This window comes from Streptomyces sp. NPDC041968 (assembly GCF_055589025.1).
In genome coordinates this window covers 49,057-67,525 of the sequence record NZ_JBVJCB010000019.1, presented here as the reverse complement: position 1 = coordinate 67,525, position 18,469 = coordinate 49,057, and the positions used below count along the sequence as shown (strand labels likewise).

The 18,469-nt window shown below is 74.4% G+C and carries 18 protein-coding genes and 1 pseudogene; 12 read left to right on the top strand and 7 right to left on the bottom strand.

The genetic code is table 11. The features are described 5' to 3' along the window. Nucleotides 1-32 precede the first annotated feature (32 nt). The 3 genes from ACZ6EG_RS33050 to ACZ6EG_RS33040 form a co-directional block, all read right to left on the bottom strand. Entirely contained in the window at nucleotides 33-212 is a 180-nt protein-coding gene (locus ACZ6EG_RS33050) for a hypothetical protein (RefSeq protein WP_391969447.1), read from the bottom strand. A 63-nt stretch (nucleotides 213-275) separates the two neighbouring features. Further along, nucleotides 276-1,151 (bottom strand): undecaprenyl-diphosphate phosphatase, encoded by an 876-nt coding sequence (locus ACZ6EG_RS33045; RefSeq protein ID WP_391969446.1) that lies wholly within the window; start codon nucleotides 1,149-1,151, stop codon nucleotides 276-278. 243 nt (nucleotides 1,152-1,394) lie between these two features. After that, the gene (locus ACZ6EG_RS33040) at nucleotides 1,395-2,174 is read right to left on the bottom strand and encodes a TVP38/TMEM64 family protein (RefSeq protein ID WP_356606320.1); all 780 of its coding nucleotides are present in this window, start codon (nucleotides 2,172-2,174) and stop codon (nucleotides 1,395-1,397) included. Between the two features lie 49 nt (nucleotides 2,175-2,223). On the opposite strand from ACZ6EG_RS33040, the gene ACZ6EG_RS33035 reads away from it, so the two are divergent. From ACZ6EG_RS33035 to ACZ6EG_RS33025, 3 genes are all read left to right on the top strand, one after another. Then, nucleotides 2,224-2,946: a DNA alkylation repair protein gene (locus ACZ6EG_RS33035; RefSeq protein WP_391969445.1), complete on the top strand. Its 723-nt coding sequence runs from the start codon at nucleotides 2,224-2,226 to the stop codon at nucleotides 2,944-2,946. A gap of 270 nt (nucleotides 2,947-3,216) precedes the next feature. Continuing rightward, nucleotides 3,217-4,407, top strand: a complete 1,191-nt coding sequence (gene tuf / locus ACZ6EG_RS33030) for an elongation factor Tu (protein WP_361010085.1) — start codon at nucleotides 3,217-3,219, stop codon at nucleotides 4,405-4,407. Between the two features lie 228 nt (nucleotides 4,408-4,635). Next, nucleotides 4,636-5,427 carry a spermidine synthase gene (locus ACZ6EG_RS33025; protein WP_469610240.1) on the top strand — a complete coding sequence of 264 codons (792 nt, stop codon included), beginning with the start codon at nucleotides 4,636-4,638 and terminating at the stop codon, nucleotides 5,425-5,427. Between the two features lie 39 nt (nucleotides 5,428-5,466). Here ACZ6EG_RS33025 and ACZ6EG_RS33020 read toward each other — a convergent pair whose 3' ends face one another. Then, nucleotides 5,467-6,492 carry a DUF8017 domain-containing protein gene (locus ACZ6EG_RS33020; RefSeq protein ID WP_469610177.1) on the bottom strand — a complete coding sequence of 342 codons (1,026 nt, stop codon included), beginning with the start codon at nucleotides 6,490-6,492 and terminating at the stop codon, nucleotides 5,467-5,469. A gap of 148 nt (nucleotides 6,493-6,640) precedes the next feature. Here ACZ6EG_RS33020 and ACZ6EG_RS33015 point away from each other — a divergent pair, with 148 nt between their 5' ends. Both ACZ6EG_RS33015 and ACZ6EG_RS33010 read left to right on the top strand, forming a co-directional pair. Then, complete coding sequence (locus ACZ6EG_RS33015; RefSeq protein WP_356606913.1) at nucleotides 6,641-7,078, top strand: DUF4442 domain-containing protein; 438 nt, start codon at nucleotides 6,641-6,643, stop codon at nucleotides 7,076-7,078. Nucleotides 7,079-7,185: 107 nt separating this feature from the next. Beyond that, nucleotides 7,186-7,809: a DedA family protein gene (locus ACZ6EG_RS33010; protein ID WP_469610236.1), complete on the top strand. Its 624-nt coding sequence runs from the start codon at nucleotides 7,186-7,188 to the stop codon at nucleotides 7,807-7,809. Nucleotides 7,810-7,903: 94 nt separating this feature from the next. On the opposite strand, the gene ACZ6EG_RS33005 is transcribed toward ACZ6EG_RS33010, so the two are convergent. After that, nucleotides 7,904-8,440 carry a gamma carbonic anhydrase family protein gene (locus ACZ6EG_RS33005; protein WP_391969498.1) on the bottom strand — a complete coding sequence of 179 codons (537 nt, stop codon included), beginning with the start codon at nucleotides 8,438-8,440 and terminating at the stop codon, nucleotides 7,904-7,906. 107 nt (nucleotides 8,441-8,547) lie between these two features. Here ACZ6EG_RS33005 and ACZ6EG_RS33000 point away from each other — a divergent pair, with 107 nt between their 5' ends. The 3 genes from ACZ6EG_RS33000 (at nucleotide 8,548) to ACZ6EG_RS32990 (ending at nucleotide 10,652) form a co-directional block, all read left to right on the top strand. Further along, nucleotides 8,548-9,351, top strand: coding sequence for an acyltransferase (locus tag ACZ6EG_RS33000; RefSeq protein ID WP_391969442.1), 804 nt, complete (start codon nucleotides 8,548-8,550; stop codon nucleotides 9,349-9,351). 127 nt (nucleotides 9,352-9,478) lie between these two features. Further along, complete coding sequence (locus ACZ6EG_RS32995) at nucleotides 9,479-10,051, top strand: helix-turn-helix domain-containing protein (protein ID WP_391969441.1); 573 nt, start codon at nucleotides 9,479-9,481, stop codon at nucleotides 10,049-10,051. Nucleotides 10,052-10,094: 43 nt separating this feature from the next. Then, nucleotides 10,095-10,652 carry a YbaK/EbsC family protein gene (locus tag ACZ6EG_RS32990; RefSeq protein WP_356606353.1) on the top strand — a complete coding sequence of 186 codons (558 nt, stop codon included), beginning with the start codon at nucleotides 10,095-10,097 and terminating at the stop codon, nucleotides 10,650-10,652. Nucleotides 10,653-10,687: 35 nt separating this feature from the next. Here the strand turns inward: ACZ6EG_RS32990 and ACZ6EG_RS32985 are convergent. Both ACZ6EG_RS32985 and ACZ6EG_RS32980 read right to left on the bottom strand, forming a co-directional pair. Continuing rightward, a pseudogene (locus ACZ6EG_RS32985) lies at nucleotides 10,688-11,907 on the bottom strand (4-hydroxybenzoate 3-monooxygenase). 170 nt (nucleotides 11,908-12,077) lie between these two features. Next, the gene (locus ACZ6EG_RS32980; RefSeq protein WP_356606357.1) at nucleotides 12,078-12,485 is read right to left on the bottom strand and encodes a CoA-binding protein; all 408 of its coding nucleotides are present in this window, start codon (nucleotides 12,483-12,485) and stop codon (nucleotides 12,078-12,080) included. Nucleotides 12,486-12,735: 250 nt separating this feature from the next. Here ACZ6EG_RS32980 and ACZ6EG_RS32975 point away from each other — a divergent pair, with 250 nt between their 5' ends. From ACZ6EG_RS32975 to ACZ6EG_RS32960, 4 genes are all read left to right on the top strand, one after another. Beyond that, entirely contained in the window at nucleotides 12,736-13,473 is a 738-nt protein-coding gene (locus ACZ6EG_RS32975; RefSeq protein WP_469610171.1) for a hypothetical protein, read from the top strand. A 67-nt stretch (nucleotides 13,474-13,540) separates the two neighbouring features. After that, nucleotides 13,541-14,167 (top strand): YigZ family protein, encoded by a 627-nt coding sequence (locus tag ACZ6EG_RS32970; protein WP_391969438.1) that lies wholly within the window; start codon nucleotides 13,541-13,543, stop codon nucleotides 14,165-14,167. Nucleotides 14,168-14,284: 117 nt separating this feature from the next. Continuing rightward, nucleotides 14,285-15,448: an exonuclease SbcCD subunit D gene (locus ACZ6EG_RS32965; RefSeq protein WP_391969437.1), complete on the top strand. Its 1,164-nt coding sequence runs from the start codon at nucleotides 14,285-14,287 to the stop codon at nucleotides 15,446-15,448. Next, on the top strand, nucleotides 15,445-18,438 hold the full coding sequence (locus ACZ6EG_RS32960; protein WP_469610166.1) for an AAA family ATPase: 2,994 nt from the start codon (nucleotides 15,445-15,447) through the stop codon (nucleotides 18,436-18,438). The genes ACZ6EG_RS32965 and ACZ6EG_RS32960 overlap by 4 nt, the downstream gene beginning before the upstream one ends. Nucleotides 18,439-18,469 lie beyond the last annotated feature (31 nt).

Genomic DNA, 18,469 nt, shown 5'->3' with positions numbered 1-18,469 from the left:
CGCCGGCCGACCGGCGGGGAGGCCCGGGCCGGTCAGGCCGCCTCGATGACCTCGCCGCGGATCGCGGACGCCCACTCGACCACCAGCAACTCGTACTCCACGCGCTCCTGCGCCGACAGGGTCCCGCCCGCGCGCCGCCACAGCGCGCGGATCTCGTCGTTCAGCTCCGCGGCGGACCGCACGGAACCAGGAGTCAAGGAATCGGGGGACATGCGGAACAGCGTAGGGCCAAGCGCTGACAGTGCGCTACCGGACGGCTACGGAAGCGGGCGCGGTCAGCCGGCGGACTCCGCGGCGTGCGGGCTGAGGACGCCCGCCGTGACCAGGATGATGATGAGGATGCCGAGGGCGATGCGGTACCAGACGAACGGCATGAAGCTCTTGGTCGAGATGAACTTCATGAACCAGGCGATGACCACGTAGCCCGTGGCGAAGGCGATGACCGTCGCGAACAGCGTCGGCCCCCAGGACACGTGGTCGCTCTCCATCGCGTCCTTCAGCTCGAACAGGCCGGAGGCGAGCACCGCCGGGATGGCGAGCAGGAACGAGTACCGGGCCGCCGCCTCGCGCCGGTAGCCCATGAAGAGCCCGCCGCTGATGGTGGCGCCGGAGCGGGAGACGCCGGGGATGAGGGCCGCCGCCTGGCAGAGGCCGTAGATCAGGCCGTCCCGGACCGTCAGGTTCTCCAGTTCCTTGCGCTGCTGGGGCGCGCGGTGCCGGCCGCCCTTCTCGTCCCGGGCCGCCCGCCGGTCCGCGATACCGATGATGACGCCCACGACGATCAGCATGGTCGCCGTGATCCGCAGGTCCCGGAACGGTCCCTCGATCTGGTCCTTCAGGGTCAGGCCGAGCACACCGATCGGGATCGAGCCGACGATCACGAGCCAGCCCATGCGGGCGTCGGGGTCGCGGCGCATCGACTTGTCGGTGAGCGACCGCGTCCACGCCGCGAGGATCCGCCCGATGTCCTTGCGGAAGTAGATGAGCACGGCGGCCTCGGTGCCGATCTGGGTGATCGCCGTGAAGGCCGCGCCCGGGTCGTGCCAGCCGGAGAACGCCGCGGTCAGCCGCAGGTGCGCGCTGGAGGACACGGGGAGGAACTCGGTCAGCCCCTGGACGAGTCCGAGGATGAGGGATTCAAACCAAGACATGAGGTTACGGAGTCCAAGTGCCGATCGAGAAACGGTCGATGGACACACCGCACCGCCGTGCGCGGTGATCAGGGTCTGGCGTGCCGAGGGGCAGCGTAGCGCCCCAAAGTGAAGATCGGCCCACAGGGGTGGAGGGGCTCCCGCGCGCGGTCGGACCGGTTGCTTCGCGGCCGGCGCGACCGCGCGCACCGACCGCCGGCGCCGGGTCCGGGGGCGACGGGCGTGCCCCGGTCGGCGTCCGCGTCAGTGGCCGCGCAGCCGGTGCCGCTTGCGCCAGGCCACCGCGGCGCCCGCCAGCCCCGGCAGGGCGATGCAGGCCAGCGCGATGAGGAAGGCCGGCGACGTGGGTGTCGAGGCGCGGGCCCCGGCGACGACGTAGGCGGCGGTGTTGGGGATGGAGCCGAGGGCCGTCGCCAGAAGGAAGGGCAGCAGTCCCATCCGGGAGACGGCCGCGCAGTAGTTGGCGGCCGCGAAAGGCACCCCGGGGAACAGCCGCGCCGCCAGCATCGAGCGGAAGCCGTGCCGGCTGAGCTGTCCGTCCGCGGCCTTCAGCCACTTGCCCCGCAACAGCGGGCGCAGCGCCTCCTGGCCCAGCACCCGGCCGAGGCAGAAGGCGATCCCGGCGCCGAGCACCGTCCCCGCCAGCGCCGACGCGAGACCCAGCTGCGAGCCGAACAGGGCACCGGCGGCCAGGTTGAGCAGGGGCCGGGGCACGAAGGCGACGGTGCACAGCCCGTACGCCACCGCGTAGGCGAGCGCCGCCGTGGCTCCGCCGAGCTGTGGTGGCCAGCCGTCGGTCAGCAACTCCTGTGGCCGGAACAGCAGGACCGTCGTCGCGGCCGAGGCCAGCAGGGCGAGGAGCAGGGAGAGCCGGGACCACGGGGAGAGCAGCACTCTCGTCACACGGGCGGCGAGGCCGGTCGGTGCGACCGGCCCGCCGGCTGTGGCGACGGCGAGCTCCGTTGCGGTGGCCCGGGGAGAGACCGTGGCGGTGCCCCCAGAGCGGGTGGTGGCATCGAGCATCCGGTGACACTAACCGACAAATGTGTGTGATCGCCGTATGGTGCGTCTCATGAGCGTCACAGCCAAGGGAGTTCCGGACGTTCCGCACAGTCCGCTCGCCGACACCGTGGTGGAGCGGCTCACCACCGTGTACGCCGCCGCGGCCGATCCCGAGCGGGCCGCGACCCAGCGGGCGTACATGCGGAACGTGGCTCCCTTCCTGGGCCTGACCTCCCCTGATCGGCGCACGCTGTCCCGTACCGTCCTCGCGGGGGTGCCCCGCCCCGACGAGCGGGACCTCGCCGCGGTCGCCCTGCGCTGCTGGCGGCTGCCCGAGCGGGAGTACCAGTACTTCGCCGTGGACCTGCTGCGCCGGCATGTGACGAACTGCTCTTCCGGTTTCCTGCCGGTGGTCCGGCATCTGCTCACCACGGTGCCCTGGTGGGACACCGTCGACCTGCTCTCCGCGCACGTGGTCGGCGGCCTGGTCGCGGCCGATCGCGGGCTCACGGCCGAGATGGACGCCTGGGTCGGGGACCCGGACCCCTGGCTGGTCCGGGCGGCCCTGCTCCACCAACTCCGCTACAGGCAGCGCACCGACACCGACCGGCTCTTCGGATACTGCCTGCGGCGCGGCGGCCACGAGGACTTCTTCGTCCGCAAGGCCATCGGCTGGTGCCTGCGCGAGTACGCCAAGACGGACCCGGACGCCGTCCGCACGTTCGTGGCGGAGAACGAGCGGCGCCTGGCACCGCTGTCCGTACGGGAAGCCCTGCGGACCATCGGACGGTAGCGGACCTGGGCGGTCGACCAACTCCCGCGCCGCGAAAACCGTTCGACGCGGGGCGGGACCTCGGCGATGATCGGCGTCATGTTCCGGTACGCCTTCCACCTCGCAGCATCCGCGGTCGCGGATGCCCCGAAGGCTGCCGTCCTCTCCTTCACCGCCGTGGTCGACGGCGCCCGAAGCTGACCCTCCCCGGATCGTCCGGCGGACCCCGCAGGGGGAGGGTCGGCCGGTCACCGGGGTCCCACCACCGCCACGAGGCTTCGAGGTAGCGCCATGTCCAAGACGGCGTACGTCCGCACCAAACCGCATCTGAACATCGGCACGATGGGCCATGTCGACCACGGCAAGACCACCCTGACCGCCGCCATCACCAAGGTCCTCGCCGAGCGCGGCGCCGACGGCACCACCCGGTACGTCTCGTTCGACCGGATCGACCGGGCTCCGGAGGAGTCGGCGCGCGGCATCACCATCAACCTCGCGCACGTCGAGTACGAGACCGACACCCGCCACTACGCCCACGTGGACATGCCGGGTCACGCCGACTACGTCAAGAACATGGTCACCGGCGCGGCCCAGCTGGACGGGGCGATCCTGGTCGTCTCCGCGCGGGACGGGGTCATGCCGCAGACGGCCGAACACGTCCTGCTCGCCCGGCAGGTGGGCGTCGACCACATCGTGGTCGCGCTCAACAAGGCGGACGCCGTCGAGGACGGCGAGGACGCGGAGCTGGCCGACCTGGTCGAGCTGGAGGTGCGGGACCTGCTCACCGCGCACGGGTACGGCGGTGACGCCGTGCCCGTCGTCCGGGTCTCGGGGCTGAGGGCGCTGGAGGGCGACCCGCGGTGGACGGCGTCCGTCGAGGCGCTGCTCGACGCCGTGGACACCTACGTGCCTGTGCCCGAGCGGTACCTGGACGCGCCGTTCCTGCTGTCGGTGGAGAACGTGCTCACCATCACCGGCCGCGGCACGGTCGTGACCGGCGCGGTCGAGCGCGGCACCGTCCGCGTCGGCGACCGCGTGGAGGTTCTCGGCGCCCGCGTCGACACGGTCGTCACCGGCGTGGAGACCTTCGGCAAGCCGATGGAGGAGGCACAGGCCGGCGACAACGTGGCGCTGCTGCTGCGGGGCGTGGCCCGCGACACGGTGCGGCGCGGGCACGTGGTCGCCGCCCCCGGCAGTGTGGTGCCCGGTCGGCGCTTCACGGCGCGGGTGTACGTGCTGTCGGCGCGTGAGGGCGGGCGGTCGACGCCGGTCACCACGGGGTACCGGCCCCAGTTCTACATCCGGACCGCGGACGTGGTCGGGGACGTGGACCTCGGTGAGGTGGCCGTCGCCCGGCCCGGGGACACCGTCACGATGACGGTGGAACTGGGCCGGGACGTGCCGTTGGAGGCCGGTCTGGGGTTCGCCGTCCGTGAGGGCGGGCGCACCGTGGCGGCGGGGACCGTGACCGCCGTGGCGTGAAGGAGGCCCGGGGCGCGGGGCGTCGGGGGTCCGTGGCGTGGAGGTGGCCGGGGCGCGGGGCGTCACGGGTCCGGCGTGGTGGCCGGGCTCGCGGCGGCGCCGCCTCGGCCGGGCGCCCACCCCGGCCGCCCCCGGCCGGGGTGGGCGCCCGGCCCCGGGCACAATCAGAGGGTGAACGACGAAGCCGTACCCGTCAGCCGCGTCACCGACCACGGCACCGCGAAGCTCATGCCCGACGTCGACCGGAGGCGGGCCTGGCTGCTCACCGTCGACGGGGCCCCGCAGTCGTACGTCGACCTGGACGAGCCGGAGCACCTGGAGTTCGAGTACACGCGCCGGCTCGGCCACGTCCTGGACACGGTGGCCGAGCCGGCGCGGGCGCTGGACGTGCTGCACCTCGGCGGGGGCGCGATGACCCTTCCCCGGTACGTGTCACGGACCCGGCCGGGCTCGCGGCAGGACGTCGTGGAGGCCGACCGGGCCCTGCTGGACCTGGTCGCCGAGCACCTGCCGCTCCCGGACGGCGCCGGCGTCACCCCGCACGGTGCCGATGCCCGCGCCTGGCTGGAGGCCGCCCCCGCCGACTCGGCCGACGTCCTGGTCGCCGACGTCTTCGGAGGCTCCCGGGTGCCGGCCCACCTGACCTCCGTCGGCTACGCCCGCGAGGCGGCACGGGTCCTGAGGGCCGACGGCGTGTACGTGGCCAACCTCGCCGACGGGGCGCCGTTCCGCTTCCTGCGGGCCCAACTGGCCGGCTTCGCCACGCTCTTCGAGGAGCTGGCGCTGATCGCCGAACCGGGTGTGCTGCGCGGGCGCCGCTTCGGCAACGCGGTCCTCGTCGCCGCGCACCGGCCGCTCGACACGGCGGCCCTGGCCCGGCGCACCGCCGCCGACGCCTTCCCGGCCCGGGTCGAGCACGGGGCGGGCCTGCGGACGTTCATCGGCGACGCGCGGCCGGTGCGGGACGAGGACGCCGAGCCGTCGCCCGAGCCTCCCGCCGGGGCGTTCGGCATCGGCTAGCCCCGGCACCGCCCGGCGGGCCGCGCGTCGTGCGGTGGCCTACGAGTCGGTCGGCGGGGCCTCCGTGAGGCGCACGGTGCTCAGGATCTTCTGCACCGTCGCCTCCGGGATCTCCTCCTTGACACCCTTGGCGCCGTAGAGGTTCCAGGTGACGAAGTCGCCCGCGCCGTTCTTGAACGCGAAGGTGATCGCCTTGCCCTCGGTGTCGCACTTGCCCTTCTTGGGCGCGCCCTCCGAGTGCGCCGTGATGACGCTGCCCTCGATGCCGGAGGTCGTGGTGTACGGCTTCGGCTTGCCGTACTTCACGCTCTTCTTGTCCGGCTCGGTGAACCCGCCGTAGATCCACCACGGCACCCGCGTCTCGGCCGCCTGGGCGGCGTCCTTGGCGCCGCTCTCCCCGCGGGTGCCCGCGGTGGCGAGGGAGGTGCTCTCCTTGCGGCCGTCCTTGTTCTCGTCGGTGGTGCACCACTCGGACTTCAGGTAGGCCGGGGCGGTGACGGTGGTGCGCTCGGTCTTGCCCTTCTCCTCCCACTCGAAGCCGACGCTGGTGTCCGTGCTGTCGATCTCCCAGTCCGCGGGCACGTCGAACATGGTGCCGAAGCGGGGGTTGGCGACGACCTTCCAGCCGTCGACGGTCGCCTTCAGTCCGTCGCCGCCGCGCGGGTTGTCCTCGCCACCGGAAGCACTCGGGTCGGTGGAGGGGGTCTCGGACTTGTCCGCGGAGGCGCTCGCCGACGGCTTGCCGTCCTTGCCCTTATCCGCCTGGTCGTCCTTGTCACCGCCCAGCACCAGGAACCCGGTGACGCCGGCGGCCACCACCACGGCGAGCGCCGCGACGATCGCGACCACCTTGGTCCGGTTGCCGCCACCGCCGCCGCCACCGCCCACGGACGGCTGCGGAGTCGTCGGGGGCTGCGGAGCGCCCCACTGCTGCTGCCCGTACGGGCCGGGCTGCTGCTGGTAGCCGGGCTGCTGGTACGGATTCGGCTGCTGGTACCCCGGCTGCTGGTACGGATTGTTCTGCGGGTTCTGCTCGCCCCCGGGCGGCTGCTGTCCTGGCCACATGAGCAGTCACCCTAATGCCGCCCAGGACACGATTCGGTCACCGGGCCTTGTCAGGGACGTACCGAAACCGTGGACGGGGGCGATCCTCGCGGAGGCCTGGCCCCCAGTTGCTACTCGTGGGTAACCTGCTGCCATGAGCGCAGATCAGATGTCGATCGGCGAGTTGCTCGCCGCCACGGTGCCGATGGTCAGGACCCTGAACCTCGAGTACCTGGAGACCACTCCGGAGAAGGCCGTACTGGCCCTGCCGGACCAGAGCGAGTACCGCAACCACGTCGGCGGACCCCACGCCGGAGCCATGTTCACGCTCGGCGAGTCCGCGAGCGGCGCGATCGTGCTGGCCGCCTTCGGGGACCAGCTCTCCCGGGCGGTGCCGCTGCCGGTCACTGCGGAGATCGCCTTCAAGAAGATCGCGCTCGGCCCCGTCAAGGCCACCGCGACGCTGGGCCGCCCCGTCGCCGACGTGGTCGCGGAGCTGGACGCGGGCAGCCGCCCGGAGTTCCCGGTGAGCGTCGCCATCCAGCGTGAGGACGGCGCGGTGACCGGCGAGATGACCGTCATCTGGACCCTGCGCCCCAACGGCTGACACCCGGTGAACCGGTAGGCTTCCCGGGTCGCCCGATCGAGGCGACCCGGGAAGCGGCGCGAGGCCCACCCGGGACCCAGCAGGGATGCGAAGCGGAGGGTGTGGCCTTGCACGTCCAGGAGTGGCTCGACACGGTGCCCGCGGCGGCCGTGTACGCCGTGGTCGGACTCGTCATCGGTCTGGAGAGCCTGGGCATCCCGTTGCCGGGCGAGATCATCCTGGTCTCGGCGGCCCTGCTGTCGTCCCAGCACGGCGGCGTGGACCCGCTGGTCCTCGGGGTCTGCGCCAGCGCGGGCGCGGTGATCGGCGACTCCGTCGGGTACGCCATCGGCCGCAAGGGCGGCCGGCCACTGCTGGCCCGGCTGGGCCGCAGGTTCCCCAGGCACTTCAGCGAGGGGCACATCGCCACCGCCGAGCGCTCCTTCCAGAAGTGGGGCATGTGGGCCGTCTTCTTCGGCCGCTTCGTCGCCCTGCTGCGCATCTTCGCCGGCCCGCTGGCCGGTGTGCTGCGGATGCCGTACTGGAAGTTCCTGATCGCCAACGTCCTCGGCGGCATCGTCTGGGCGGGCGGCACCACCGCGGTCATCTACTACGTCGGCGTCGTCGCCGAGTCCTGGCTCAAGCGGTTCTCCTGGCTGGGCCTGGTGCTCGCCGTGGCCATCGGCGTGACCTCGATGCTGGTCCTGAAGAGGAAGGCGAAGAGGGCGCAGCCGCTCGCCACCGCCGAGTAGCGGCGCGCCCCGGAGAGCCCGGCGAGCAGCGGTGCGCGCCGCGGGGCGCGGTCCGCGCCGGTCCGCCGTGCGGGGCCCGGCCGAGGGACCTCCGCTACGAGCGCTCTCCCACCGCGGCCCGGTGCTCCACGGCGAGGGCCGCGTACATGGTGCCGTTCAGCGTGACCCCCTGGCGCTCCTCCTCCGTCAGCTCCCGCCTCACCTTCGCCGGCACCCCCGCGACCAGTGAACCCGGGGGCACCCGCATCCCCTGCGGGACCAGGGCCTGGGCCGCGACCAGCGAACCGGCGCCGATCACCGCGCCGTTGAGGACCGTGGCGCCCATGCCGATCAGGCAGTCGTCCTCGACGGTCGCCCCGTGCACCACGGCGTTGTGCCCGACGGAGACCCGCTCACCGACGGTGACGGGGAAGCCCGGGTCGGCGTGGAGCGTGCAGTTGTCCTGGATGTTGCTGCTCGCGCCGACGGAGATCCGCTCGACGTCGCCGCGCAGCACCGCCCCGTACCAGACGCTCGCCCCCGCGTGCAGCGTCACGTCCCCCACGACCGAGGACGTCGGCGCCACGAAGGCCTCCGCGTCCACCTTCGGCTCCCTGTCACCGATGCCAGTGATCAGCGCCTTCTGCGTCATCATCGCCTCCTGCTCGGGTGATGTACGGCACCGTACGCCACCCGGTGGGGTGAAGATCACAGCACTCCCGCTCCGTGCCCGCACCGCACGCCCACTACCGTGAGCGGGTGCCGAAGCGCAAGAACACGTATCCGTCCTGGCGAAGCCGCCTCGCGCAGCGGGCCGTCCACGCGGGCTGGGCCTGGGTGCAGCGCACCGGCTCCGTCACCGCGGCGCACCCCGGCCGCTTCCGCTTCGGCGCCCTGGGCACGGGCACCAGGCTGGCCTTCCCGCTCGGCACAATCTTCGGCGAGCCCTGGATCCACGTGGGCGCCCACTGCATCATCGGCGAGCAGGTCACCCTGACCGCCGGCCTGATGCCGGACCTGGACCTCGGACCCGAGCCGATCCTGCGCATCGGCGACGGGGTCGTCCTCGGGCGCGGCAGCCACGTCATCGCGGACACCACGGTCAGTATCGGCAGCGACTGCTACTTCGGCCCGTACGTCTACGTCACGTCCACCAACCACTCCTACGACGATCCGCACCAGCCCATCGGCAAGCAGTGGCCCAGGATGGACCCGGTGGAGATCGGCCCCGGCTGCTGGGTCGGCACCGGCGCGGTGATCCTGCCCGGCGCGCGGATCGGACGGAACGTGGTGGTCGCGGCCGGAGCCGTGGTCCGGGGCGCGGTGCCCGACCACTCCGTGGTGGCGGGCGCGCCCGCGCGTGTCGTACGGCGCTGGACGCCCGAGGAGGGCTGGCAGCCGCCACTGCGCACGCCGGCCCCGGTGCCGATCCCCGACGGGGTCACGCCGGGAGAGCTGCGCGCCCTGTCGCGGCTGGACGACGAGGCGGTGGCACGCCTCGCCGAGCTGGACGACCGGGCCGGGTCGGCGGGCAGGGTCGCGGAACCGGCCGCCGAGGGCTGAGCGTTCGCCGCCCCGGCCGGTCGCCGTCGCCGCGCAGTACAGTTCGGTGAACGTTCGGGTGCATCCGACCGTAGTCCCCGACCGCACCGCGACACCCGAGAACAGTGGACAACAACCTGGACGGAACGTGGCCGACCTCGACCTGCTGACCCAGTCCCTGGCGCGCAACGTCAAGCGCTGGCGCGGCGAGCGCGGCTTCACCCTGGAGACGCTCGCCGCCCGGTCCGGCGTCAGTCGCGGCATGCTCATCCAGATCGAGCAGGCCCGCACCAACCCCAGCCTCGGCACGGTGGTGAAGATCGGTGACGCTCTCGGCATCAGCATCACCACGCTGCTCGACCGGGAACAGGGGCCCACGGTCCGCGTCGTCCCCGCGGAGCAGGCGATCCGGCTCTGGCACACCGACGCCGGCAGTTTCAGCCGGCTGCTCGCCGGCGTGGAGGCGCCCGGCCCGCTGGAGATGTGGGAGTGGCGGCTCATGCCGGGCGAGAGCAGCCCGTCCGACCCGCACCCCACCGGCACGGTCGAACTCGTGCACGTCACGGCCGGGGAACTGACCCTCACCGTCGACGGGGTGGCACACCGCGTGCCGACGGGTGCCAGCGCCTCCTTCGAGTCGGACACCCCGCACACGTACGGAAACGAGGGCGACGGGCCGATGGAGATGACCATGGCGGTCTCGGTGCCGCCCGTCCGCTGAGACGGCCGTCCGCCGCACCGCCCGCCGTTGCTAGCGTGCCGCCATGCACGCACCCATCGGGAACTTCGACAGCGCCACACCCGCCCCGGACTGCCTCGACGAGCTGACCCGCCCGGTCGCCGACGCCGTACGCCACTGGCGCGGCAGCACCCCCGCCGACCAGATCCTCTACGTCGACACCGACCCGCGATGGGCCGACACCGCCGTCTTCGTCGAGCACTACGGCCGGGAGCTGCTCGAACAGTCCGCGAACTGCGTGGTCGTCACCGGCAAGCGGGGTGGCGGCAGCACCCTGGCCGCCTGCGTGGTCCTGTCCACCACCCGGGTCGACGTCAACGGGGCCGTACGCCGCCACCTCGGGGCCCGCAAGGCCTCGTTCGCCCCGATGGACACGGCGACGGGGGAAACCGGCATGGAGTACGGCGGCATCACCCCGGTCGGGCTGCCCGGGGACTGGCCCGTGCTGGTGGACCCGGCCGTCGTCGACCTGCCGTACGTCCTCGTCGGCAGCGGACGGCGGCGCGGCAAGCTGCTGGTGCCGGGCAAGGCCTTCGCCGAACTGCCGGGCGCCGCGGTCCTGGAGGGGCTCGGCGTCGCCTGAGCGGGCGCGGGGCGCGCCGCGCGTGACGGTCGGACTCAGCCGGTGGTCCGGGCGCCGACGTACAGCTCGGCGAACGCCGCCGCCGCGACGGGCGAGTCGAACAGGCGCCGGAGGCGGGCCAGCGCGGTGCCCGCCCGGTGCGGATCGCCCGACGCCGTGCCGTGGTACAGCTCCGCGAGCCACTGCGAGAACTCCTGGTAGTCCCACACCCGGGTGAGGCAGGCGGCCGAGTAGCCGGACAGACCCGTGTCGTCGCCCCGCGCGAGGTGCTCGACCAGCCCGTCGCCGAGCAGGAAGGCGTCGTGCCGAGGTTCAGCCCCTTGGCGGCGATCGGCGCGGTGAGGTGGGCCGCGTCCCCGGCCAGGAAGAGGCGACCGAGGGCCATGGGCTCGACGACGTAGCCGTGCATGTCCAGGACCCGCTTCTCGATCAGGCGTCCCTCCTTGAGCGGCGGCGCGCCGACCGCGCCGAGCCGTTCCCCGAGCTCCGTCCAGACCCGCTCGTGCGGCCAGTTCGCCGGGTCGTCGCCCGGTGGGCGCTGGAGGTAGTAGCGGGTCACCTCGGGGCTGCGCGCCATGTGGCCGGCGAATCCGCGCGGGTGCACGCCGAAGACGACGCAGTCGGCGGACGGCGGCGCCTCGGCCAGGAGCGCCAGCCAGCCGACGCCGTAGTCGTGGCGTGCGACCCGGACCCGCCCGGACGGCAGCGCCGCCCGGCTCACCCCGCGCGCGCCGTCGCATCCCGCGACGAAGGAGGCCTCCACGGTGCGCCGTTCACCGGTCTCGGGACACCGGTACGACACCGACGGCAGGTCGGATTCCGGACCGTGCAGACGGACGTCCCGGACGCCGAAACGGATCTCCCCGCCCCGCACGTCCGCGTACTCCCGGACCAGGTCCGTGACGAGGAACTGCTGCGGATAGATGAAGTGGTGCCGGCCGGTCAGCCCGGTGTACCCGAACCGGTGGCGCTCCCCGCCGAAGCGGAACTCGCACTCGGTGTGCGCCTGCGCCCGCTCCAGCAGGGTCCGCGCCAGTCCGCGCCGTTCCAGCCCGCGTACGGCCCACTCCTCGATGACCCCGGCCCTGGGCCGGCGCTCGATGAACTCGCGGGTCTCGGTCTCCAGGACCAGGCAGTCGACGCCCGCGGCGCGCAGGATGTTGCCGACGGTGAGGCCGGCCGGCCCCGCGCCCACGACGACGACCGGAAAGCGCTGCGGAGCCCCGGAGCCGGCCGGGGGAGAGGCTGCGGTCACTCGAACAGTATGTCCGCGGCGTGCGGCCTGCGGGAACCGCACGGGCGGCGCCCGGCGCCGAGGACGCACCGGGCTTCGCGCTCCTCGCGGGCGCCGCGCTCGCCCGGGGCACCGGTGGCCGGCGCGCCCTGGTCATCTCGGTGACCGCCCGGCGGGGGCGGTCCGCCGGATCAGCCGAGCCGCGGGATCTCGATGGCCGGGCAGCGGTCCATCACCATGTCCAGGCCCGCCGCTCGGGTCCGCTCGTACGCGGCCTCGTCGAGCACCCCGAGCTGGAACCAGACCGCGCGGGCTCCCTTCGTCACCGCCTCGTCGGCCACCGCCCCGGCCAGGTCGCTGTTGACGAAGACGTCGACGACGTCCACGTCGAAGGGGATGTCCGCGAGGGAGGCGTACCCCCGCTCGCCGTGCACGGTCTCCGCCTTGGGGTGCACGGGCACGACCCGCTTGCCGAAGCGCTGGAGCACCTCGGCGACGCCGTACGCCGCGCGCTGCCGGTTGGACGACAGGCCCACCACGGCCCAGGTGTCACCCGACTCGGTGAGGATCTTGCGGACGGTTGCCTCGTCGCCGTGCACCGGCGGCCTCCTCGGACTCTGGACGACCCGCGTGTCGCGCCTTCCGGTGAGGACAACGGTGGGCGGCCCGACGGGATTCCCCGTCCGGTGCGGGTCACCCGTGGGGAGGCGTTGCCTCTCGCGGCGCGCGCTCCTCCCCTGCGGCGCGCGCGTTCCGGAGCGAGGCGCGCCGACTCCTCGGCCGCGGTGGGGCAGCGACCGCGAGCGCGCCCCTGGTGCGTCCCGCCCCCGCCCCGCCTACGCTCACCCCGTGCTGCACATCATCGACGCCCGGACCGAGGAACCCGCCCCCGCCGCTCCCGTGCGCCGGGGCCCGACCCGGGTCCAGGCGCACGTGCCGGCCCGTGACCCGGCCGGGCTGCGCGTCCTGCTCGTCGCCGATCTGCTGATCCGCGCCCTGGAACTCGACGGCACGCCCGCGTGGGCCGTGCTGTCCGGTCCGGCGGGCGAGGAGGACGGGGCACGGCTGCGGGCTCACGCGGCCGCCCTCGGCATCCGTCCCTTCGAGGCCGGCGGCACCGCCGGCTCCGGCCCGGGCGCCGGGCAGACCGTGCACGTGATGTCCGAGGGTCACGCCGCTGCCGATGACGCGACGACCGGCACGACACTCGCCGTCGCCCCGGTGGAGCCGGCCGCACCCGACCTCGCCGACCCCGACGCCCTGCGCCTCGCCCTGCTGTCGCGGCACCACCACGCGCGCGTGGAACTCGGCGCGGCCGCGGTGGACGAGGCCCGGGACACGCTCGCACGCTGGCGCCGCGCGGTCGCCCGCTGGGCGCGGCAGCCCTCGCGCCCCGTGCCGGGCGAGGTGCGCGACCGGCTGCGGGACGCCTGGGAGGACGACCTGGACGCACCCGCCGTCCTGCGGGTCCTGCGCCGCGTGGAGGAGGACCCGGACCTTCCGGACGGGGCCCGTTTCGAGACCTACGCCTACGCCGACCGCTTCCTGGGACTCCACCTCGCCCGCGACGTCGGAGCCCCGCAGTGACCGCCCGCCCCCGGCCCGGGCCGACCGTGGCGAGGGGCGGGCGCCGGTGAGCGCATAGGCTGGCGGAATGCAGGACGAGTACCGCACGGTCGCCCGCGCGGGTGTGCACGAGACAGAGATCAACCGCTCCCGCTTCCTGTGCGCCCTCGCCCCGGCCGCCACCGAGCAGGAGGCCCAGGCGTTCGTCGCCGGCGTGCGCAAGGAGCACGCGGACGCCTCCCACAACTGCTGGGCCTACGTCATCGGAGCCGACGCGGCCGTCCAGAAGGCCAGCGACGACGGCGAGCCCGGCGGGACGGCCGGCGTACCGATGCTCCAGATGCTGCTGCGCCGCGACATGCGGTACGTCGTCGCCGTCGTCACCCGGTACTACGGCGGGGTCAAGCTCGGGGCGGGCGGCCTCATCCGCGCCTACGGGGGTGCGGTCGGCGAGGCTCTGGACGACCTCGGCACGCTCACCCGCCGCCGGTTCCGGCTGGCCACGGTGACGGTCGACCACCAACGCGCCGGAAAGCTCCAGAACGACCTGCACGCGGCGGGACGCGCGGTACGCGAGGTGCGGTACGCCGAGGCCGTCACCATCGAGGTCGGCCTGCCGGAGGCCGAGGTGGACGCCTTCCGGTCCTGGCTCGCGGACGCCACCGCGGGCTCGGCCGGCTTCGCCCTGGGCGGCGAGGCGTACGGCGACGCGTAGGGCCGGAGCAACCGACAACGGACAAGAGGGTCGTAACGGCCTTTTGCGGGGCGGTGTGAGGGGCGAAACGGGAGTAACCCCCCGGGCTGTCGGACCCTGCCGTTAACCTCGGGGATCATGCGACTGCTGCACACTTCCGACTGGCATCTGGGCCGGGCGTTCCACCGCGTGAACATGCTCGACGCCCAGGCCGGCTTCATCGGCCACCTCGTCGCGACCGTGCGCGAGCACGCCGTCGACGCCGTGGTCGTGTCGGGAGACGTGTACGACCGGGCGGTGCCGCCGCTCGCCGCGGTCGAGCTCTTCGACGACGCCCTGCACCGCCTCGCCGACCTCGGGGTGCCGACGGTGATGATCTCGGGCAACCACGACTCGGCCCGCCGCCTCGGCGTCGGCGCCGGACTCATCGACCGTGCCGGCATCCACCTGCGCACCGACCCCGCGGGCTGCGGGACCCCGGTGCTGCTGGCGGACGCGCACGGCGAGGTGGCCTTCTACGGACTGCCGTACCTGGAGCCCGCCCTCGTGAAGGCCGCGTTCGGGGTGGAGAAGGCGGGGCACGAGGCGGTGCTCGCCGCGGCCATGGACCGGGTCCGCGCCGACCTCGCCACGCGCGCGCGGGGGACGCGGTCCGTCGTCCTCGCCCACGCCTTCGTCACCGGCGGCGAACAGAGCGACAGCGAGCGGGACATCACCGTCGGCGGAGTGGCCGCCGTGCCCAGCGGGGTCTTCGACGGCGTCGACTACGTGGCACTCGGGCACCTGCACGGCTGCCAGACCCTCACCGAGCGCGTGCGCTACTCCGGCTCCCCGCTGCCGTACTCCTTCTCCGAGGCCACGCACCGCAAGAGCATGTGGCTCGTCGACCTCGACGCCGACGGCTCGGTCACCGCCGAGCGCCTCGACTGCCCCGTGCCGCGCGCGCTGGCCCGCCTGCGGGGCACCCTGGAGGAGCTGCTCGCCGACCCCGGGCTGACCCCGCACGAGGAGGCGTGGGTCGAGGCGACCCTCACCGACCCGGTCCGCCCGGCCGACCCCATGGCCAGACTCACCGGCCGCTTCCCGCACACCCTGAGTCTCGTCTTCGACCCCGAGCGGGGCCCGGAGGACCCGGCCGTCTCCTACGCGCGGCGTCTCGCCGGCCGCGACGACCAGCAGATCGCGGAGGACTTCGTGACGCACGTACGGGGCGCGGGACCAGACCGCCACGAACGGACCGTGCTGCGGGACGCCTTCGACGCGGTGCGCGCGGACGAGACCGTCCGGGAGGTGGCCCGGTGAGGCTGCACCGACTGGACATCACCGCGTTCGGGCCCTTCGGCGCCTCGCAGAGCGTCGACTTCGACGAGCTGTCGGCGGCCGGGATCTTCCTGCTGCACGGCCCGACCGGCGCCGGCAAGACCTCCGTCCTCGACGCCGTGTGCTACGCGCTGTACGGGTCGGTGCCCGGCGCCCGCCAGAGCGGCCAGGGCGCGACCCTGCGCAGCGACCACGCCGCCGTCGGCACACGCACCGAGGTGCGCCTCGAACTCACCGTCGCCGGCCGGCGGCTGGAGGTCACCCGGCAGCCGCCCTGGGAGCGTCCGAAGCTGCGCGGCAAGGGCACCACCGTCGACAAGGCCCAGACCTGGCTGCGCGAGTACGACGCGGGCGCCGGGGCCTGGAAGGACCTCAGCCGCTCGCACCAGGAGATCGGAGAGGAGATCACCCAGCTGCTCGGCATGAGCCGCGAGCAGTTCTGCCAGGTCGTGCTGCTGCCCCAGGGCGACTTCGCGCGCTTCCTGCGCGCCGACGCGGAAGCGCGCGGCAAGCTGCTCGGCCGGCTCTTCGACACCCGGCGCTTCGCCGAGGTCGAGAAGCACCTGGCCGAGAGGCGCCGCGCCGCCGAGGCCCAGGTGCGCGAGGGGGACGCGGCCCTGCTGGCCGACGCGCACCGGATGCAGCAGGCCGCCGGCGACGCCATGGAACTGCCGGAGCTGGCGCCGGGGGAGCCGGGCCTGGCCGAGGCCGTGCTGGGGGCCGCCGCGGTCGCCCGCAGCACGGCCCGGGAGCTGCTCGACATCGCCGAGGGCCGGCTCGCGGCGACCGAGTCCGCGCAGGCAGCCGCCGAGCGCGACCTGGCCGAGGCCCGGGACCTGCACCGGCTCCAGCTGAGGTCCGCCGAGGCGCGGGAGCGGGCCGCACGGCTCGCGGAGCGGGCCGACGCCCACCGCGCCGCCCAGGAGCGTATGGAGCGGGGCCGCAAGGCCGAAACCGTGGCCCCCGCACTGGAGCTGAGGGACGGCACGGACAGCGAACACCGCCGGGCGACGGCCGCCGAGGCACGGGCGCGCGCCCTGCTGCCGGAGGCCCTCGCCGACGCGGGCGCCGCCGGCCTGGCCGCCGCCGCCCGCCGGACGGCCGAGGAACTGGGCGGGCTGGAATCGGCACGCCGAGCCGAGCAGCGCCTCGCCGAACTGACCGAGGAGCGGACCCGGCTGGAGCGCCAGGAACGCGCCGACGAGGACGTCCTGCACGAGGCGGAGACCTGGCTCGCCGGCTGGGAGGCCACGCGCACCGGACTGCAGAGCCGCCTCGACCTGGCGCAGGAGGCGGCGGCCCGCGCCGAGCAGCTCGCCGTCCAGCGCGACCCGGCCCGGCGCCGGCTGAACGCGGCCCGGCAGCGGGACCAGTTCGCCGGTGACACCGACGAGGCCGGGCGCCGGGCGCTGGACTCGGCCGAACGGGCCGTCGCGGCCCGCGCCCACTGGCTCGACCTCAAGGAGCAGCGGCTGGAGGGCATAGCGGCCGAACTCGCCGCGGGTCTCACCGACGGCGCACCGTGCGCGGTGTGCGGCGCCACCGAACACCCCGCCCCCGCCCGCAAGGTCGTCGGGCACGTCGACCGGGAGGCGGAGGAGGAGGCCCTCGCCGCCTACCAGGCGGCCGACGACCGGCGCGCCGAGGCCGAACGACGCCTGGGCACCGTACGGGAGGCGCTGGCCGCGGCCACCGCGGAGGCCGGGGACGCGCCCACCGCCCGGCTGGCGGAGGAGGTCGAGGAACTGGAGCGGCAGTACGCGCGGGCACGGGCCACCGCCTCTGGGCTGCACGCCGCGCAGGAGGAGCTGCGCCGGGCCGGGGAGGAGCGGGAGCAGCGGGTCGCCGCCCAGCAGCAGGCCGCCGTCCGCGCCGCCTCGCGGGTCGGCAACCGGGAGCGACTGGAGAGCGAGCGGCTCGCCCTGGAGGAGGAGTTGACCCGGGCCCGCGGGACCGCGGACAGCGTGGCGGCGCGGGTCACGGAGCTGGAGCGCCGGGCCGAGCGGCTCACCGAGGCCGCCGAGGCCGCCCGCGTCGCCGAGGACACGGCCCAGCGGCTCAAGGACGCCGACGCCCGGCTCGCCGACGCCGCCTTCCGCGCCGGTTTCGACACTCCCCGGGACGCCGCCGCCGCGCTCCTCGACGACGCCGCCCACCGAGACCTGCAACGGCGGCTCGACGCCTGGCAGTCCGAGGACTCCGCCGTCCGCGCCCTCCTCGCCGAGGCCGACACCGCCGACGCGGCCCGGCGCCCGCCCGCCGACCTCCCTGCGGCGGAACGCGCAGCCGCCGACGCGGGCCGGCGGCTGCGCGAGGCCTCCTCGGGACGGGACGCCGCCGCCCGGCGCTGCGCCGAGCTGGACCGCCTGTCCACGCAGGCCACCGCCTCCGTGCGCCGACTGCTCCCGCTGCGTGAGGAACACGGACGCGTGGCCCGTCTCGCCACCCTCGCCGCCGGCACCTCGGCCGACAACGAACGCCGGATGCGCCTGGAGTCCTACGTGCTGGCCGCCCGGCTGGAGCAGGTCGCCGCGGCGGCGACCGCGCGGCTCGGGCGCATGTCCTCGGGCCGCTACACCCTCGTCCACTCCGACGACCGCACCGGGCGCGGCCGCAGCGGCCTCGGCCTGCACGTCGTCGACGCCTGGACCGGACGCGCACGCGACACGGCCACCCTGTCCGGCGGTGAGACGTTCTTCGCCTCGCTCGCCCTCGCCCTCGGCCTCGCCGACGTGGTCACCGACGAGGCCGGCGGTGTGCGCCTCGACACCCTCTTCATCGACGAGGGTTTCGGGAGCCTCGACGACCAGACCCTCGACGAGGTCCTCGACGTCCTCGACTCCCTGCGCGAGCGGGACCGCAGCGTCGGCATCGTCAGCCACGTCGCCGACCTGCGGCGGCGGATCCACGCCCAACTGGAGGTGGTGAAGGGCCGGTCGGGGTCGGCGTTGCGGCAGCGGGGCGCCGGCTGAGCGGCCGCCGGACCTTCAACGGCCGCCGGAC

What these genes read in the sequence shown, in the direction of transcription:
- ACZ6EG_RS33050 (WP_391969447.1), bottom strand. Translation starts at nt 212, where the DNA reads ATGTCCCCCGATTCCTTGACTCCTGGTTCCGTGCGGTCCGCCGCGGAG.
- ACZ6EG_RS33045 (WP_391969446.1), bottom strand. Translation starts at nt 1,151, where the DNA reads ATGTCTTGGTTTGAATCCCTCATCCTCGGACTCGTCCAGGGGCTGACC.
- ACZ6EG_RS33040 (WP_356606320.1), bottom strand. Translation starts at nt 2,174, where the DNA reads ATGCTCGATGCCACCACCCGCTCTGGGGGCACCGCCACGGTCTCTCCC.
- ACZ6EG_RS33035 (WP_391969445.1), top strand. Translation starts at nt 2,224, where the DNA reads ATGAGCGTCACAGCCAAGGGAGTTCCGGACGTTCCGCACAGTCCGCTC.
- tuf (WP_361010085.1), top strand. Translation starts at nt 3,217, where the DNA reads ATGTCCAAGACGGCGTACGTCCGCACCAAACCGCATCTGAACATCGGC.
- ACZ6EG_RS33025 (WP_469610240.1), top strand. Translation starts at nt 4,636, where the DNA reads ATGCCCGACGTCGACCGGAGGCGGGCCTGGCTGCTCACCGTCGACGGG.
- ACZ6EG_RS33020 (WP_469610177.1), bottom strand. Translation starts at nt 6,492, where the DNA reads ATGTGGCCAGGACAGCAGCCGCCCGGGGGCGAGCAGAACCCGCAGAAC.
- ACZ6EG_RS33015 (WP_356606913.1), top strand. Translation starts at nt 6,641, where the DNA reads ATGTCGATCGGCGAGTTGCTCGCCGCCACGGTGCCGATGGTCAGGACC.
- ACZ6EG_RS33005 (WP_391969498.1), bottom strand. Translation starts at nt 8,440, where the DNA reads ATGACGCAGAAGGCGCTGATCACTGGCATCGGTGACAGGGAGCCGAAG.
- ACZ6EG_RS32990 (WP_356606353.1), top strand. Translation starts at nt 10,095, where the DNA reads ATGCACGCACCCATCGGGAACTTCGACAGCGCCACACCCGCCCCGGAC.
- ACZ6EG_RS32970 (WP_391969438.1), top strand. Translation starts at nt 13,541, where the DNA reads ATGCAGGACGAGTACCGCACGGTCGCCCGCGCGGGTGTGCACGAGACA.
- ACZ6EG_RS32965 (WP_391969437.1), top strand. Translation starts at nt 14,285, where the DNA reads ATGCGACTGCTGCACACTTCCGACTGGCATCTGGGCCGGGCGTTCCAC.